The sequence below is a fragment of the Bradyrhizobium sp. WSM1743 genome (assembly GCF_000473065.1).
GTDB lineage: Bacteria > Pseudomonadota > Alphaproteobacteria > Rhizobiales > Xanthobacteraceae > Bradyrhizobium.
The window spans coordinates 19,039-36,122 of the sequence record NZ_AXAZ01000062.1 but is presented as its reverse complement, the minus strand read 5'-3'; the positions used below and the strand labels follow the sequence as shown (position 1 = coordinate 36,122).

Below are 17,084 nucleotides of genomic sequence, written 5' to 3'. Positions count from 1 at the left end.
GTGCATTGCAAAGGCAATGCCGACAGGCCACGGAAGTGTCCCATTGTTGACAAGCGGACCCGTCTCAGCCACGCGGAGGCCATCGAGATCAAGGGGCGGACAGTCCGAGGTGACCGAAGCGGCGATGCCAGAGCAGTCAATATCCGAAAATCCGCCGGTCAGCGCCGGCTCGCTGCTCGGCCACCGCGCCTTCCTGTTCTTCCTGCTCTCCCGCAGCCTGTCGCGCTTTTCCAGCCAGATCGCGGCGGTCGCAATCGGCTGGCAGATCTACGACCTCACCGGCTCGGCGTTCACCTCGGCATGGTTGGCCTCGTGCAGTTCCTACCCACCGCGCTGCTTGTGTTCGTCGCCGGCCACGCCGCCGACCGCTACGAGCGCAAGCGCGTGGTCCAGCTCTGCCAGCTCGCGGAAGCCGCGACCGCGCTCTATCTCGCAATCATCACCTATCTCGGCGCGGTCGGCGAGGTGCAGATCTTCATCGCGACGTTCGTGCTCGGCATTGCCGGCGCGTTCGAGAGCCCGACAACGGCGGCGTTGTTGCCGCTGATTGCACCGCAAGGATCGCTGCAGCGTGCCACGGCCATCTCCAGCGGCGCGGCGCAGGTCGCGACCATCACGGGGCCGGCGCTCGGCGGCTTCGCCTATGCGGTCGCCCCGCACCTTGCCTACGCCGTGATGGTGCTGTTCTGGGTTTTGGGGATGATTTTGACCGGCTTCATCCGCCCGCGCTCGCAGGCGATCGTAAAGGTGGGGACGAACTCGGACAATATCTTTGCCGGCGTCCGCTTCATTCGCGGTAACCCCGCGATCCTGGGCACCATCTCGCTCGACCTGTTCGCCGTGCTGTTCGGCGGCGTCACCGCGCTGTTGCCGATCTATGCCCGCGACATCCTCCAGACCGGCCCGGTGGGCCTCGGCGTGCTGCGTGCCGCGCCGGCGGTCGGTGCGCTCCTGATGACCATGGTGCTGGCGCGCTACGCCATCTCCAGGCATGTGGGCCTGCGCATGTTCCAGGCGGTGATCGTGTTCGGCCTCGCCACAATCGTGTTCGCGCTGTCGTCGTGGATGTGGCTGTCGGTGCTGTCGCTCGCCGTGCTCGGTGCGGCCGATACGATCAGCGTCGTGATCCGCTTCTCGCTGGTGCAGCTGTCCACTCCCGACGAGATGCGCGGCCGGGTCGGCGCAGTCAACTTCCTCTTCATCAACGCCTCGAACCAGCTCGGCCAGTTCGAGAGTGGCCTCACGGCCGCGCTGCTCGGCGCGATGCCGGCCGCCGTCTTCGGCGGCGTCTGCACGGTTGCGGTGGCGCTGTTGTGGATGAAGCTGTTTCCGACCCTGCGCCAGGTGGAGAGCTTGGAGTAGGGGAAGGTCTCATGTCCCGGACAAGCTGCAACGCGTCAGCGTTGCAGCTTAGAGCCGGGACCCAGCGTCGCTCCGCGAGCCGCTGCCGCATGGGCCCCGGCTCAGCAGCGCACCGCTGAAGAAGCGCTGCGCTGCGTCCGGGGCACAAGGTCGCGAATCTCGCAATGACGGTTGCTGAGACGGCCTGCCTCAGCCCCGCCCCACGAACGGCATCTTGGTCGCCATCACCGTCATGGTCAGCACGTTGGCATCGAGCGGCAGGCTGGCCATGTAGGCCACGGCGTCGCCGACCGCCTTGGCGTCCATGCGCGGCTCGTGCTTGGTGGTGCCATCAGGTTGCAGCACGCCGGGGCCGTTGACCATGCGATCGGTCATCGGCGTCGCCGCGTTGCCGATGTCGACCTGGCCGACCGCGATGTCGTACATGCGGCCGTCGAGATTGCTGGCCTTGGTCAGGCCCGTGATGGCGTGCTTGGTCGAGGTGTAGGCGGCCGAGAACGGCCGCGGCGCATGTGCCGAGATCGAGCCGTTGTTGATGATGCGGCCGCCGCGCGGGGTCTGGTCCTTCATGATGCGGAAGGCGTGCTGGGTGCACAGGAACGGGCCGGTGAGATTGGTGTTCACCACCGCCTGCCACTGCTCGAGGCTGAGGTCCTCGAAGTTTACGGCCGGCGCGCCCATGCCGGCATTGTTGAAGAGCACGTCGAGGCGGCCATAGGTCTCCTTCACCTTGGCAAACAGCGCGGCGATGGAGTCCGGTTTGGTCATGTCGGCGGTGACGCAGAGGCTTTTTCCCGCGGGACCGAGCTTCGCCGTCTCCTCGAGCATGTCGAGCCGGCGGCCTGCGAGCACCACGGTGAAGCCGGTGTTCATCAGCGCCAGCGACGCCGCGCGCCCGACGCCGGTGCCGGCGCCTGTCACCAATGCGATCTTTTTCGCTTCACTCATCGTTTCCTGCCTTTTCTCTTGAGCTGTCAGGTTTTGGGTTCTTTTTCGTTCTTGTAGGGCGGGCGCGGAATGTTCTGATGCGCCGCGCGCAGCGCCGCCGACCAGCGCGAGCGCAGATCGTGGAAATAGGGCTCGCCCGCCTCGATGCGGTGGTTGAGATCGGCCTCGCAGGCGTCGGTGCGCACCACCAGCACGTCGATCGGCAGGCCGACGCCGAGGTTCGAGCGCATGGTCGAATCCATCGAGATCAGGCCGGTCTTCAGCGCCTCGTAGAGCTCGACATCGTAATGCATGGCGCGGTCGAGCACCGGCTTGCCGTATTTGTGCTCGCCGATCTGCAGGTAGGGCGTGTCGGTGGTGCACTCGATGAAATTGCCGGCGGTGTAGACCATGAACAGGCGCATGCGCGCGCCCTTGATCTGGCCGCCGAACAGGAAGGAGACGTCGAAGGACACGTCCTCGGATTTCAGCGCCGGCCCTTCGGTCGCATGCACCGCCCGGATCGCCCGGCCGATGCGCTGGGCGGCCTGGAACATGGTCGGCGCGTTCATCAGCGTCTCGACCTCGCCCGTATTGGGGTCTTCGAGGCCTTCGGTCAGCGTCGACAGCACCGATTGGCTGATCGCGAGGTTGCCGGCGCTGGCGATTGCCATGATGCGCTCGCCGGGCTTGGAGAAGATGTGCAGCTTGCGGAAGGTCGAGACGTTGTCGAGGCCGGCATTGGTGCGGGTATCGGCGATCATCACCAGACCGTCCCGAACCAGGATTCCGCAGCAATAGGTCATTTCCAGTCCCCGAACGCGTTTGCGCGGAATTACTAGCCAATTTCGGGGGGGCATGAAACCCCCGATTCCAGCCGTCATTCCGGGGCGCGCGTCAGCGCGAACCCGGAATCCATTGAGCCGCGGAGTTGGTGGACGAATGGATTCCGGGCTCGCGCTGCGCGCGGCCCGGAATGACGACGAAGCTATCCCTGCCGCTGGGACTGCGATTGCGACTGCCCGCCGCGGCCGGCCTGCTCGACCTTCACGGCCACTGTCAGCGTTTCCGCGCCGCCGCCATAGCGCGTGCCACGCACCGGGGCTGCGCCGAGATAATCGAGCCCGATCGCAACGCGGACATGGGCGTCGGTGGCGCAGATGCTGTTGGCGGGATCGAAGCCGACCCAGCCGAGATCGGGCACGTAAGCCTCCGCCCAGGCATGGCCGGCGTCCTGATGCACCGTGTCGTCCGCGCGCAGGAAATGCCCGGAGACGAAGCGCGCCGGCACGCCGCCGGCGCGGGCGCAGGCGATGAAGATGTGTGCGTAGTCCTGGCAGACCCCGCGCTTGAGCGCGAACGCCTCCGCCGCGGACGTGCCACTGTTGGTGGGGTCCTCGTCGAACGTCATGTGATCGGCGATCTGCGTCATCAGCGTGTGCAGGAAGCCCAACGTGTCGCTCTCGGCCTCGCTCCGCAACTGGCGCGCAACCGCCGTCATCGCCGGATTGACGGAGGTGAGGTCGGTGGCGCGCAGGAACATGCCGGCCGGGAAACGCTCGTCAGTGCCGCGCAGCACGCCGCCGGTGTCGTGGGTCTCGATCAGTCCCTCGGCGGTGATCTGGATGTCGCCGACAGGCCCGCACGACAGCACGTGGGTGACGTTGCCGAACGCGTCCTCATGCATGTCGAGCTTGGTGTCGGTGGAGACGTCGATCTGCCATTCCGCGACGTACTGCCCATCATGGCTGCCCGGCGTCATGCGCAGGATCTGGATCACGCTGGTGGCCGGCGGCTCGTAGCGATAGGTCGTGGTGTGCTGGATTCGCAGGCGCATGGTGGACCGTGGTTTTGGCGTCATTCCGGGGCGGTCCGAAGGACCGAACCCGGAATCTCGAGATTCCGGGTCTGGTCCTTCGGACCATCCCGGAATGACCGAAGGTCAGATCAAATACTGCTTCGTGATGATTTCGCCCAGCCTGGAATTGTCCGTGATGAATTCCTGAATGAATTCATGCACGCCATGCTGGAAAATGTCGTTCATGTTGCTGTGTTCCAGCCGGTTGCGGATGCCGCGGGCGTGGCGCTGGGCCGGGCCCTGGCGGCCATAGGCGACGCCGATCTGGTCGAGGTTGCGCACGAGGTTGCCGTAGCAGCTGGCGAGCGAACGCGGCAGCGTGTCGTTGAGAATCAGGAGATCCGCGATCAGCCACGGCTTCAGCGTCTCGCGATAGACCCAGTGATAGGCGGTCAGCGCCGAGACCGAGCGCAGGATCGAGCTCCACTGATAGAAATCGAGCGGACCGCCGACATGCTCCTCCTCGGGCAACAGCACGTGATACTTCACGTCGAGAATGCGCGCGGTGTTGTCGGCGCGTTCCAGATGCACACCCATCCGTGAGAACCAATAGGCGTCGTTGCGCAGCATAGTCCGGTAGGCCGAGCCGTCGAAGCGAAGCGAGGTTTCCTGCACGAAGCGGAGGAATTTGGCGAGGTCCTCGCGCGTCGAGGTGCCCTTGCTCCAGACCGCCTGAAGCTCGATCCAGGCCGAGTTGATGGTGTCCCACATCTCGCTGGTCAGCGCGGTGCGCACCGAGCGCGAATTCAGCCGCGCTGCTTCGATGCAGTTCCGGATCGAGGAGGGATTGTTCGGCGAGAACGAGAGATACTCGACGACGTTGTGCTCGTTGGCTTCCTCATAGGCCTGGTAGAAGCTCGCGGCGACGCCGGCGGTGAGCAGCGCCGAGTCCCACTCGTTGGTCTTGCCGATATAGGCGGCGGGAAGCGCGGTGACGCGCAGCGTCGCATCGATGGTGCGCGCGAGATATTCGGCCCGTTCGACGTAGCGGGCGAGCCAGTAGAGGTTTTCGGCGGTACGCGACAGCATCTCTCTACTCGTCCAAAATCCAGGTGTCTTTGGTGCCGCCGCCCTGGCTTGAGTTCACCACCAGGGAGCCTTCCTTGAGTGCGACGCGGGTGAGCCCGCCGGGCACGATGGTGGTGCTCTTGCTGCCCGTGAGCACGAAGGGGCGAAGATCGACATGGCGCGGGGCGAGACCGCTTGTCGTGCAGGTCGGGCAGGTCGAGAGCGCCAGCGTCGGCTGCGCGATGAAACCTTCCGGCTCGCGCTTGAGCTTGTCGCGGAATGCTTCGATCGTCGCTTTGGTCGCGGCGGGTCCGATCAGCATGCCGTAGCCGCCGGAGCCATGCACCTCCTTGACGACGAGCTCGCTCAGATTGTCCAGCACATAGGCGAGGTCCTTCGGCTCGCGGCAGCGCCAGGTCGGCACGTTCTTCAGGATCGGCTCCTCGCCGAGATAGAATTTCACGATATCAGGCATGTAGGAGTAGATCGCCTTATCGTCGGCGATGCCGGTGCCGACGGCGTTGGCGAGCGTGATGTTGCCGGCCGCATAGGCCGACATCAGCCCGGGCACGCCAAGCACGGAGTCGGGACGGAAGGTGAGCGGATCGAGGAAGTCATCATCGACGCGGCGATAGATCACGTCGACCCGCTTCAGCCCCTCCGTCGTCCGCATGAACACTTCGTTGTTCTTGACGATGAGGTCACGGCCTTCGACCAGCTCGATACCGAGCTTGTCGGCGAGGAAGGAGTGCTCGTAATAGGCCGAATTGTAGACGCCGGGCGTGAGCAGGGCGACGGTCGGCTCGCCAGATGCGCTTTGCGGCGCGACCGAGCGCAGCGCCGCGAGCAGCTCGTCCGGATAGCGCTCGACCGGCGCCACCTTGTGGCGGGCGAACAGATCCGGAAACAGCCGCATCATGATCTCGCGGTTTTCCAGCATGTAGGACACGCCCGACGGCGTGCGGGCATTGTCCTCCAGCACGATGAAGTCCTCGGCATCGACCCGCACGATGTCGATGCCGGCGATGTGCACGTAGACGTCATGCGGCACCTGCTGGCCGTTCATCTCGGGGCGGAACACCGGGTTCTGGAAGATGAGGTCGTCGGGCACGATCTCGGCGCGGAGGATGTCGCGGCCGTGATAGATGTCGCGCAGGAACATGTTGAGCGCGCGCACGCGCTGCTTCAGGCCCTTCTCCAGCAGCGTCCATTCCTTGCCGGACATGATCCGCGGGATCACGTCGAAGGGGATCAGGCGCTCGGTGGACTCGGAATCGCCGTAGACCGCGAAGGTAATGCCGATCCGTCGGAACAGCAGCTCGGCCTCCTGGCGCCGATATTCGAGCGCCTCGGCGGGCGTCTCCTTGAGCCAGCGCGCCAGCTCCTGATAGGCGGGGCGAAGGTCCCCGCCGGGAATATTCATTTCGTCAAACGCGACTGCCATAGATCCCGACTGTTCGCCCCCAGGCGTTGCACCATTGGTCAGGTCGCTTGGGCCTTGCTGAAGACCGCAACGTCCTGTGGCCATGCCGTGAGAGTGCATGACTTCCGTAGGAGGTAGCAAGGGCCGGGCCAGCGCGATAAGCATGGAGAAGGGGCATTTGCCGGGGACAGCCGGCGGCTTGCCTGAAAAAATGGCTGAGGACTGCTTATTTCGGTAGCAAAACCGCGTGACTTCAATGCGTTACCTCGGCAAAGTCGGCGTCACAGGTGAGGGACTTAAGGCATGAGCGACATCGTCACGGCGGGCATTCTGGTCATTGGGGACGAAATCCTGTCCGGCCGGACCAAGGACAAGAACATCGGCTTCATCGCCGAATACCTGACCAATATCGGCATCGACCTGAAGGAAGTCCGGATCGTCTCCGACGACGAGGCCGACATCATCGCCGCCCTGGACGCACTGCGCCATCGCTACAGTTACGTCTTCACAACGGGCGGCATCGGCCCGACCCATGACGACATCACCGCCGATGCCGTCGCCAAGGCGTTCGGCGTCGGTATCGATCATCACCCGGAGGTCGTTGCCCGCTTCCGCGAGCGCTGGAGCGAGCAGGACCTCAACGAGGCCCGCCTGCGCATGGCCCGCATCCCCGACGGGGCTGAGCTGATTCAGAGCGCAACCATCCTCGCTCCCGGCTTCAAGATCGGCAATGTCATCGTGATGGCTGGCGTGCCTTCGATCATGCAGGCGATGATGGACATCGTCGCGCCCAAGCTGAAGTCGGGCATGCGCATGCTGTCCGAATCGGTCCGCGCCAATGCGCGCGAGGGCGACATCGGCAGCCCGCTGCGGGCGATCGCCGCCGCCCATCCGGACACCATCATCGGCAGCTATCCCTTCATGGACGAGGAGCAGAAGCCCAATACCAATCTGGTGGTGCGCTCGCGCGATCCGGAGAAGCTGACGGCAGCGATGGCTGCGGTGAAGGAAATGCTGGCGGGATTGAACATCACCCGTTAGCAGGGACTTTGCCGGCAGACGAAGCAGGAGAGGACAATGGCTGGTGAAGCACCGGAACTGAACGCGCAGGAGAAGGCTGGCAAGGCCTTCCCGGTCTCGTGGGACCAGTTCCACCGGGATTGCCGGGCGCTGACCTGGCGGCTCAATGAGGTCGGCCCGTTCCACGCAGTGATTGCGATCACCCGCGGCGGCTTGGTGCCGGCCGCAATCGTGGCGCGCGAACTCGGCGTGCGCGTGATCGATACGGTCTGCATTGCCAGCTACGACCACAACAAGCAGGGCGAGCTCCAGGTCCTCAAGGGCATTTCCGAAGCGGCGATCAAGCTCGGCGGCGGCACCGGCAAGGGGCTGCTGATCGTCGATGACCTCGTCGACACCGGCAAGACCGGCAAGCTGGTGCGTGAGATGCTGCCGGACGCGCATTTCGCCACGGTCTATGCCAAGCCGATGGGACGCCCGCTGGTCGACACCTTCATCACGGAAGTTTCGCAGGACACCTGGATCTTCTTCCCCTGGGACACCGCGCTGTCCTATCACCCGCCGCTGCGCGACGGCGCGGCGTGAGGGAAAGAGTCATTCCGGGGCGATGCAAAGCATCGAACTATGGTGCGCAATTGCGCACCAGAGAATCTCGAGATTCCGGGTTCGGTCCTGCGGACCGCTCCGGAATGACATCAGTGTAGTGGGCCGGCACCATGCCCCTACAAAATCGCGTCACGCCGACCGGCGACATCATCGCCACGCCGCATCGCGGGATGTTCACCGGCAATCGCGGCATCATCCATGATCCTGCCACGAAGACCCTGCTGAAGAAGCGCTGGTCGACGCCGGCCTGGATCACATGCCTGTGCGAATTCCGCGGCTGGCGGCGGCCGGTGATGGCACGGCGGAGCTGGACCGAGCTGTTCTTCCTCGACGAGGCCACCGCCTTCGCTGCAGGCCATCGGCCCTGCTTCTTCTGCCGCCGCGACGACGCCAAACGGTTTCGCGCGGCATGGCAAGCGGGGAATGCTGCAAGCGACGTCAGTGCGAAGACGATGGATGCCGTTCTGCATCGGGAGCGTCTCGACCGCCGCCGCAAGCGGTTGCACCCGCTCCCGATGCCGCTGGCAGACCTGCCCGACGGCGCGATGGTGCAGCAGGGCGAAGACAGCTTTCTGGTGATACAGGGAAAGGCGCGGCTGTGGTCGCCAGCGGGCTACGCGCCGCATGCACGCGTGTTCGATCACCCGATGTTGTTGACGCCGCCTTCCGCGCTGCGCGCGATCATCGCCGGCTATCAGCCCGTGCTGCATCCAACGGCGTTGGGCTAAGCGAAGCCGACGTCGTCGTCGTGATCAGCCCAATTTCTCGCGCGCCAGCGCAGCGCCGGCGCCGAGCGCCGCCAGCTTCGCCTCGGCGATCTCCCGCCGCATCGGCGCCATGCCGCAATTGGTTGTCGCGATGATGTTGCTTTTGGGCACGAATTTCGACACCGCCTCGATCACCTTCACGACGTCCTCGGCAGTCTCAACCGTGTCGCTGGCGACGTCGATCACGCCGGCTTGCACGATCTTGCTCTTGAGCAGCGCCAGCAGCTCGAGCGGTACCTTCGAATTGCGGCATTCGATCGCGACCTGCTGGATCGGGCTCGCGTCGATCGCCGGGAAGATCTGCTCGTACTGCCGCCATTGGCTGCCCAGCGTTTCTTTCCAGTCGGTGTTGGCCTTGATGCCGTAGCCGTAGCAGATGTGAACGGCGGTGGCGCAGGACAGCCCCTGTGCGGCGCGCTCCAGCGCCTTGATGCCCCAGTCGTTGACCTCGTCCATGTAGACGTTGAAGGCCGGCTCGTCGAACTGCACGAGATCGACGCCGTCGGCCTGCAGCGCCTTGGCCTCCTCGTTGAGCAGCTCGGCGAAGGCAAAGGCCATCTTCACGCGGTCGCCATAATAGCGATCGGCGATGGTGTCGATGATGGTCATTGGCCCGGGCAGGGTGAATTTCAGCTGCTTCTTCGTGTGCGTGCGCGCTACGCGCGCCTCGAAGGCGTGGACGCGGCCCTTGAGGCGGAGCGGGGCGACCACCTGCGGCACCATTGCCTTGTAGCGGTCCTTGCGGATGCCCATCTCGACCTTGTGGGCGAAATCGATGCCTTCGATCTTCTCCAGGAAGCCGTGGACGAAATGCTGACGGGCCTGCTCGCCTTCAGTGACGATGTCGATGCCGGCGTCCTCCTGGATCTTCAGCCAGATCAGCGTTGCATCGCGCTTGGCGCGGAGAAGCTCGTCGCCCTCTGACTTCCAGGGCGCCCAGAGCATGTTGGGCTCGGCGAGCCATTCCGGTTTCGGCAAGGAGCCGGCGATCGTGGTTGGAAACAGCATGGCGCCCTCCCGGCGGGTTGTGTTGCGCCCCTTCCTGCCATGTCTTAACGTCGAGGTACAGAACAACAAAAGTCGTCCTGAAACCCGCGACGCCGGACCGGAAACGCCATGATCGAATTCTTCTTCGACTGTTCCAGCCCCTGGACCTATCTCGCCTTCCACAACATCCAGCCGCTCGCGAAGGAGCTCGGCGAGGACATCAGCTGGCGGCCCATCCTGGTCGGCGGCATCTTCAACACGGTCAATCCGAGCGTCTATGCGCAGCGGGAGAAGCCGGTGCCGCTGAAGGCGCGCTACATGAAGAAGGACCTGGAGGACTGGGCGCGCTCGGCCGGCCTTGCGATCAAGATGCCGCCGACGGTCTTTCCCGTGAACAGCGTCAAGGCGATGCGCGGCTGCATCTGGCTCGGTCAAGACATGGTGCCGTTCGCCACCGCCGTGTTCGAGACCTATTGGGGCGCGGACAAGGATATCTCGCAGGACGCGGTGCTCGCCGGGATCTGCAACAAGGTAGGTATCGATGAGCAGAAATTCTTCGCCGGCATCTCGGAACAGAGCATCAAGGATCAGCTCAAGGCGAATACCGAGGAAGTGGTGGCGCGCGGCGGCTTCGGCTCGCCGACGATTTTCGTCGGCAAGACCGACATGTATTTCGGCAACGACCGCCTGCCGCTGATCCGCGAGGCGCTGCTGCGCCGCAAGGCGAGCGCAGCCTGATGGTGCGCGCCGTCGTCTGCCGCGAACTCGGCGCGCCCGAGCGTTTGGTGCTGGAAGAGTTTCCGTCGCGCGCGCTGAAGCCGGGCGAGGTACGCGTCGCCATCCGCGCCGCCGGGCTGAATTTCCCTGATGTGCTGATGGCCGCCGGCGAATACCAGCTCAAGCCGGAGCTGCCGTTCACGCCCGGAATGGAAGCCGCCGGCGATGTCACCGAGGTGGGCGCGGAGGCAAGCGGTGTTGCCGTCGGCGACAAGGTCATCGTGAAGATGCGCCATGGTGCCTTCACCGACGAAGCTGTGGTGACGCCGTCGCAGCTCACCCCCAAGCCGTCCAACTTCGACTATGCGGAGGCTGCGACCTATCTCGCCGGCCACGGCACCGCCTATCACGCGCTGATTGAGCGCGGCCGGGTCGAGCCGGGTGAGGTGCTGCTGGTGCATGGAGCTGCCGGCGGCGTCGGACTTGCCGCCGTCGAGCTCGGCAAGATGCTGGGCGCGACCGTGATTGCGACCGCCTCTAGTGATGAAAAGCTTGCTATCGCGAAATCGCGCGGCGCTGATCACCTGATCCGCTACGACCGCGAGCCGTTTCGCGACGCCGTCAAGCGCATCACCGACGGCCGCGGGGCCGATGTCGTGTTCGATCCCGTGGGCGGCCAGGTTTTTGAGGACTCGATGCGTTGCATCGCTTGGGGCGCGCGGCTCCTGGTGATCGGTTTCACCGGCGGCATCGGCTCGGCGAAGACCAATCTGCTGCTGATCAAAGGCGCCAGTGTGCTCGGCGTTCGTGCCGGCGAGGCGGCACGGAGAGATCCCGCGCTCGGCGAGATCAGGCTGAAGACGCTGCTGCGATGGGCGGAGGAGGGCAAGCTGCGCCCCAACGTCTCGCATCGCCTGCCGCTAGAGGACTATGCGAAGGCAATGCGATTGCTGATCGAGCGCAAGGCGATCGGGCGGGTCGCGCTGGTGATGGAGTGACCTCCACCCGCCGTCATTCCGGGGCGCCGGAAAGGCGAACCCGGAATCTCGAGATGCCGGGTTCTCGCTTCGCGAGCCCCGGAATGACGGTGAGCTACTTATACTCCCGCTCCGTCCACCACGGGAAGTAATCCGGCATGTCGGTGGACACCTTGTTCTTGAACTGCGCCGGCCGCTTCTCCAGGAACGACACCACGCCTTCCTTCACATCATCCGAGCGGCCCCGCGCATAGATGCCGCGGCTGTCGACCTTGTGGGCCTCCATGGGATCATCGGCGCCCATCATGCGCCACATCATCTGGCGGATCAGCGCTACCGACACCGGAGCCGTCTTCGCGGCAAATTCCTTGGCAAGCGCGCGGGCGGTTGGCAGCAGATCATCGGGGGCGACGACCTTGCTGACGAGACGCCCCGCAAGCGCTTCCTGCGCCGGGAAGACGCGGCCCGAATAGCACCATTCCAGCGCCTGCGAGATGCCGACGATGCGTGGCAGGAACCAGCTCGAGGCCGCCTCGGGCACGATGCCGCGCTGGGAGAACACGAAGCCAAACCGCGCAGCCTCCGAGGCGATGCGGATATCCATCGCGAGCTGCATGGTGACGCCGATGCCGACGGCCGGGCCGTTCACCGCGGCGATCACGGGCTTGAGGCACTTGAAGATGCGCAAGGTCACCTGGCCGCCGCCGTCGCGCACCTGCGGATCGCTGTAATCGACCTTGCCGTCGGCCAAGCGCTTCACCGGCCCGCGACGTGCGTCGCGATCGAACGTGTCGGCGCCGGAGGAGAGGTCGGCGCCTGCGCAAAAACCGCGGCCGGCACCGGTGACGATGATGGCGCGGACATTGTCGTCCTTGTCGGCGGCGTCGAACGCATCGATCAGCTCTGCCTGCATCTGCGCATTGAAGGCGTTGAGCTTGTCGGGCCGGTTCAGCGTGATGGTGAGGATCTGCTCGGCGACCTCGTACTTGATCGTCTCATACGCCATGGTGGTTTCCTTCCGTTAGTTTTTTGCTGCGCAGTGGCAGAGGGCTTTAGTTTTCCTTACCCTCCCCTGGAGGGGGAGGGTCGATCGCGCGAAGCGCGAGCGGGGTGGGGTGATCTCTCCACACGGGCACTGTCGAACGCGGAAAGACCGTCACCCCACCCCGTCTCACATGTCGCTGCGCTCCATGTGAGCCGACCCTCCCCCTCCAGGGGAGGGTAAGCAAGAGGCTCCGCATGCTGCCTGCCCTAAGTCATCCGGGCTTGCGCCTAAAGGGTATGGTCGAGCGCCGCTACTTCGCCGGCGGCCTGGGCCAGGGCCGCTGCGTTCCCCGCAGGCCTTCAAACGCTTTGGCCATGCCGAGCACGCCGATATCGTCGAAGCGGCGGCCGACGATCTGCACGCCGATGGGAAAACCCTTGGCGTCGAAGCCGCCGTTGACGGAGACGGCGGGGTTCTCCGACATATTCCACGGCACGGTATAGGCGATGTGCTCGAACGGCTTCATGGGATCGTTGATCGGCGAGGCCCACTCCGCCGGAAAGTTCACGTTGGGCGCCGTCGGCGAGATCACATAGTCGAGCTCGCAAAATAGCTTTGATGCGGCCGCACGGATCGCCATGGTCTGGTTGAAGCCGCGGATGACGTCGAGACCCGAGAGCTTCGCGCCGGACTCGCCCCATTTGAAAATGTAGGGCTGCACCTTTGCCTGTTCGGCCGGCGTCAGCTTCGACAGATCGTCCCACATCCGCGCGCGCCAGAAATTGTCGAGGCCGTCGAGCATCTCGCGGGTGAGGATGCCGTCGACCTCGGTCACGACTGCGCCCGCGGATTCGAACGCTTTCGCCGCCTTGACTGCGACCTCGCGCACCGGCTTTTCCAGCGCCAGGCCGCAGCCGGGATCGAGCATCAATCCGATGCGCAGCTTGCGCGGAGATTTCTCGAGACCCTTCCAGTTCAGCGGCTCGGCCGGCAGGCTCATGCCGTCGCGCCGGTCGGGCTTGGCGATCACGCTCATCATCAGCGCGCAATCATCAACCGTGCGCGTCATGGGACCGGCGACGCGGCCGACATAGGTCGGATCGATCGGCACGCGGCCAAAGCTCGGCTTCAGGCCAACGAGCCCGCACCAGCCGGCGGGCAGGCGCACCGAGCCGCCGATATCGGTGCCGAGATGCAAGGGACCATAGCCGGCCGCAGCAGCAGCGCCTGCGCCGGCACTGGAGCCGCCGGGATTCTTGCTGAGGTCCCACGGGTTGCGCGCCAGCGCGTGGAAACTGGACAGCCCGGAGGACAGCATGCCGTAATCGGGCATGGTGGTCTTGGCGAAGATGACCGCACCGGCCTCGCGCAGCCGCGCGGCGGGTGGGGCGTCCTTCTCGGCCGGCACCAGCTTGACGCTGGCCGCGCCCAGCGGCACCGGCACGCCTCTGGTCGCGATGTTGTCCTTCACCGTGACGGGCACGCCGTCGAGCGCGCCGGCCGGCTCGCCGCCGCTCCAGCGCGCGGTCGAGGCCTTGGCAGCCTCGCGCGCGCCGTCGGGATCGAAAGCATAGAGCGCTTTCAGATGCGGTTCCCACGCAGCGACATGCGCGAGCAAATCCTCCAGCACCTCGCTCGGCGAGAACTGCTTGGCCCGATAGCCGGCGATCAGATCGACCGCGGACAGATCGTGCAGGGAGGTGACCGCTTCCTCGACGCTCTTTTTATGCATTGCCACCCACCGGCATGCGCGTCTCGATGATGCGGGCGAACATGCTTGCGCCGATCGGCAGGATCTTGTCGTCGAGCACAAAGCCGGGATTGTGCACGGGCACCGAGCCGTCATGGCCGACCCAGAAATAGGCGCCGGGGACGGTCTGCAGCATGTCGGCAAAATCCTCGCTGCCCATCTTCGGCTGGGAGCGGGTGATCACGTTGGCGGGATCGACGATCGTGCGCGCGACCTCCTCGACCACCTTGGACTGCTCGACCTGGTTGACCAGAACACCGAACGTGTCGCGGATGTCGGCTTCGATCGTGCACTGATACGCGGCCGCGATGCCGGCGCAGATCGTGCGGATGCGTTCGGCGATCAGGGCGCGGACTTCATCCGAGAAGGTGCGGATGGTGCCGCACAAATGCGCATCGCCCGGAATGACGTTGTAGGCGGAGCCGGCATGGATTTGCGTGATCGAGATGACGGCAGCCTGCAACGGATCGACGTTGCGGCTGACGATGGTCTGGATTGCCTGCGCCAGCGTCGTCGCGATGATCACCGCGTCCTTGGAGCGCTCGGGCATCGCGCCATGCGCGCCGTAGCCGGTGATGCGGAGATCGAAGAAGTCGGCGCTCGCCATGGCCGGGCCGGGCAGAATCGCGATCTCGCCATGGTTGAGATCGGGCGCATTGTGCAGGCCATAGAGCTCGTCGCAGGGAAACTTCTCGAACAGGCCGTCCTTGATCATGGCACGGGCGCCGCCGAGGCCTTCTTCGGCCGGCTGGAAGATCAGATGCACGGTGCCGTCGAAATTCCGTGTCTCGGCGAGATAACGCGCGGTGCCGAGCAGCATGGTGGTGTGGCCGTCATGGCCGCAGCCGTGGAAGCGGCCGGGGATTTTCGAGCTCCACTTCAGATTGGTATTCTCCTCCATCGGCAGCGCGTCCATGTCGGCGCGGAGCCCAATGCGCTTGCCGCCCGAGCCCTTGCCCTTGATGACGCCGATCACGCCGGTGCCGCCGAGCCCGCGATGTACCTCGATGCCCCAGCTCTTCAGCTTGTCGGCGACGATGCCGGAGGTGCGCACTTCCTCGAAACCGATCTCGGGATGGGCGTGGAGGTCGCGCCTGATAGCGGTGAGTTCGTCGGCATAGCCTTCGATGCGGTCGATCGTGGGCATGTGTCCTGTCCGGCTAGCGTGAAGAAGGATCGAAAGCGGGGCCGTTCGGCTTGATGCGGATGCCCGGCCGCAGGCGCGTCCAGGGCAGGGAAGCGGTGTCGGCCGGCATTGCGCCGGGGGCGGCGCAGATCATCAGCTTTTCCGCGATCGACTCGAAATCGGCGCGGAAGTGCACCGAGCTCTTGTTGACAAGGATTTTCTCTCGCGTCGGCTCGATGCCGACATAGCGGTACATCGCCTGGTCGGCGAGCTGGGCCTTGTGTGAAGAGACGACGACGCGGACATCGCCGATACGCAGGCAGGCGGAGGGGCCCATCTCCATCTCGCGGCCGCCATAGTAGGGACCGGGCGCGATGAAGCGGCCGTCGGAGAGCTGTTCGACCACGAAGGTCTCGGTGTAGGGCTCGTCACCGGGAATGCCCGACTTGCCGCCGAGCGACAGCGTCACGGTCGCGCCGACGCCGGCCGCATGCGCGGCCTTGGCCGAGACCGGATCGTAAATCGCGCCGGTCGCGGCGCTCGCCTTGTTGCGCACCAGCGCGCGCAGCATGCCCGTGGTGTCCGAATCGCCGCCGGCGCCGGGATTGTCCTGGGTGTCGGCAATGATGATCGGCTTGCTAGCTTTCTTGGAAAGCTCCATCGCATGGCGCACGCCATCGTCGGGCGTCCAGATCTTGCCGTCGAAATCGTCCTCATGGCCTTCGATCAGCTTCACCATCGCATCCGCTGCGCGGTCGGCATCGGCTTGCGTCTTGCCATAGGCGAATACGCTCGGACCGCAATGGCGGAAATCGGCGGCAGGGAAGCCGGGTGCGAAAGAGAGCGTCGGAACCGCATCGCCCTCCAGCGCGGCGAGCTTGTCGTAGATGCCTTTGGTCGGCTGGTCGTTGGTGCACTGCCAGCTGATCGGGATCAGGAACGGCAATTGCCGGAACGCCTTGGCGAAGCGCTGCTTGGTCTGCAGCAGCAGCGCGAGGTGCCTGGCGCAGGCGCGGCCGGTCTCGGCCATATCGACATGGGGATAGGTGCGGTAGGCGATCAGCGCGTCGGCATGCGCGATCATCTCGGGCGTGACGTTGGCATGGAGGTCGAGGCTGGTGACCAGCGGAACATCCTTGCCGATGACGCGGCGCACGCGCGCCAAAATCTCGCCTTCGCCGTCATCGAGATGCTCGGTCACCATGGCGCCGTGCAGGTCGAGATAGACGGCGTCGATCGGTCCAGCGGCTGCGATACCCTCGACCATCACCTCCACGATGCGCTCGAACGCGTCCTTGGTGACATGCGCCGACGGGCTCGCCCCACAGGCAATGGTCGGAACGAGTTCCCAGCCGTTCACTTCAGCGCTGTCGACGAAGCCGGCCAGACCGACATTGATGCGGCGCATCACCTTCAGCACGTCGGGACCTCTGGTCATCGCCGGCCAGCCGCCGCCATGCTGGAAATCCGCGAAGGTCGCCTTGGTCGGGGCGAAGGTGTTGGTCTCGTGCAGGAAGCCGCCGACGGCGATACGTGTCATTCAGTTCAGGTCCCAATTGAAAGTGCGCGAC

At 65.0% G+C, this 17,084-nt stretch carries 15 protein-coding genes and 1 pseudogene; 6 read left to right on the top strand and 10 right to left on the bottom strand.

The genetic code is table 11. The features are described 5' to 3' along the window. Nucleotides 1-124 precede the first annotated feature (124 nt). Nucleotides 125-1,362, top strand: a pseudogene (locus YU9_RS42790) (MFS transporter). Nucleotides 1,363-1,551: 189 nt separating this feature from the next. Here YU9_RS42790 and YU9_RS0129295 read toward each other — a convergent pair. The 5 genes from YU9_RS0129295 to YU9_RS0129275 all read right to left on the bottom strand — a co-directional run bounded on the left by YU9_RS0129295 (nucleotide 1,552) and on the right by YU9_RS0129275 (nucleotide 6,599). Next, on the bottom strand, nucleotides 1,552-2,310 hold the full coding sequence (locus tag YU9_RS0129295; protein ID WP_027575999.1) for an SDR family oxidoreductase: 759 nt from the start codon (nucleotides 2,308-2,310) through the stop codon (nucleotides 1,552-1,554). 26 nt (nucleotides 2,311-2,336) lie between these two features. Then, a complete protein-coding gene (locus YU9_RS0129290; RefSeq protein WP_027575998.1) occupies nucleotides 2,337-3,095 on the bottom strand; it encodes a proteasome-type protease in 759 nt (252 codons plus the stop codon). Nucleotides 3,096-3,277: 182 nt separating this feature from the next. After that, nucleotides 3,278-4,126: a transglutaminase family protein gene (locus YU9_RS0129285; RefSeq protein WP_027575997.1), complete on the bottom strand. Its 849-nt coding sequence runs from the start codon at nucleotides 4,124-4,126 to the stop codon at nucleotides 3,278-3,280. Between the two features lie 105 nt (nucleotides 4,127-4,231). Continuing rightward, on the bottom strand, nucleotides 4,232-5,176 hold the full coding sequence (locus tag YU9_RS0129280) for an alpha-E domain-containing protein (RefSeq protein WP_027575996.1): 945 nt from the start codon (nucleotides 5,174-5,176) through the stop codon (nucleotides 4,232-4,234). Between the two features lie 4 nt (nucleotides 5,177-5,180). Next, a complete protein-coding gene (locus YU9_RS0129275; RefSeq protein WP_027575995.1) occupies nucleotides 5,181-6,599 on the bottom strand; it encodes a circularly permuted type 2 ATP-grasp protein in 1,419 nt (472 codons plus the stop codon). A gap of 282 nt (nucleotides 6,600-6,881) precedes the next feature. Between YU9_RS0129275 and YU9_RS0129270 the strand changes: the two genes are divergently transcribed. The 3 genes from YU9_RS0129270 (at nucleotide 6,882) to YU9_RS0129260 (ending at nucleotide 8,932) form a co-directional block, all read left to right on the top strand. Then, on the top strand, nucleotides 6,882-7,619 hold the full coding sequence (locus tag YU9_RS0129270; RefSeq protein ID WP_027575994.1) for a molybdopterin-binding protein: 738 nt from the start codon (nucleotides 6,882-6,884) through the stop codon (nucleotides 7,617-7,619). Nucleotides 7,620-7,655: 36 nt separating this feature from the next. Next, nucleotides 7,656-8,183, top strand: coding sequence for a xanthine phosphoribosyltransferase (gene gpt, locus YU9_RS0129265; protein ID WP_027575993.1), 528 nt, complete (start codon nucleotides 7,656-7,658; stop codon nucleotides 8,181-8,183). A 131-nt stretch (nucleotides 8,184-8,314) separates the two neighbouring features. Beyond that, complete coding sequence (locus tag YU9_RS0129260) at nucleotides 8,315-8,932, top strand: hypothetical protein (RefSeq protein ID WP_027575992.1); 618 nt, start codon at nucleotides 8,315-8,317, stop codon at nucleotides 8,930-8,932. Nucleotides 8,933-8,956: 24 nt separating this feature from the next. On the opposite strand, the gene YU9_RS0129255 is transcribed toward YU9_RS0129260, so the two are convergent. Further along, complete coding sequence (locus YU9_RS0129255; RefSeq protein ID WP_027575991.1) at nucleotides 8,957-9,979, bottom strand: methionine synthase; 1,023 nt, start codon at nucleotides 9,977-9,979, stop codon at nucleotides 8,957-8,959. Nucleotides 9,980-10,087: 108 nt separating this feature from the next. On the opposite strand from YU9_RS0129255, the gene YU9_RS0129250 reads away from it, so the two are divergent. Both YU9_RS0129250 and YU9_RS0129245 read left to right on the top strand, forming a co-directional pair. Further along, a complete protein-coding gene (locus YU9_RS0129250) occupies nucleotides 10,088-10,696 on the top strand; it encodes a 2-hydroxychromene-2-carboxylate isomerase (protein WP_027575990.1) in 609 nt (202 codons plus the stop codon). Next, nucleotides 10,696-11,673, top strand: a complete 978-nt coding sequence (locus tag YU9_RS0129245; protein ID WP_027575989.1) for an NADPH:quinone oxidoreductase family protein — start codon at nucleotides 10,696-10,698, stop codon at nucleotides 11,671-11,673. The genes YU9_RS0129250 and YU9_RS0129245 overlap by 1 nt, the downstream gene beginning before the upstream one ends. A gap of 94 nt (nucleotides 11,674-11,767) precedes the next feature. Here the strand turns inward: YU9_RS0129245 and YU9_RS0129240 are convergent, their stop codons facing one another. The 4 genes from YU9_RS0129240 to YU9_RS0129225 all read right to left on the bottom strand — a co-directional run bounded on the left by YU9_RS0129240 (nucleotide 11,768) and on the right by YU9_RS0129225 (nucleotide 17,053). Beyond that, a complete protein-coding gene (locus YU9_RS0129240) occupies nucleotides 11,768-12,658 on the bottom strand; it encodes a crotonase/enoyl-CoA hydratase family protein (protein WP_027575988.1) in 891 nt (296 codons plus the stop codon). 289 nt (nucleotides 12,659-12,947) lie between these two features. Continuing rightward, nucleotides 12,948-14,369 (bottom strand): amidase, encoded by a 1,422-nt coding sequence (locus YU9_RS0129235; RefSeq protein WP_027575987.1) that lies wholly within the window; start codon nucleotides 14,367-14,369, stop codon nucleotides 12,948-12,950. Next, the gene (locus YU9_RS0129230) at nucleotides 14,362-15,534 is read right to left on the bottom strand and encodes a M20 aminoacylase family protein (RefSeq protein WP_027575986.1); all 1,173 of its coding nucleotides are present in this window, start codon (nucleotides 15,532-15,534) and stop codon (nucleotides 14,362-14,364) included. Before YU9_RS0129230 ends, YU9_RS0129235 begins: the two co-directional genes overlap by 8 nt. Before the next feature lie 13 nt (nucleotides 15,535-15,547). Further along, on the bottom strand, nucleotides 15,548-17,053 hold the full coding sequence (locus YU9_RS0129225; protein ID WP_027575985.1) for a M81 family metallopeptidase: 1,506 nt from the start codon (nucleotides 17,051-17,053) through the stop codon (nucleotides 15,548-15,550). Nucleotides 17,054-17,084: the final 31 nt, after the last annotated feature.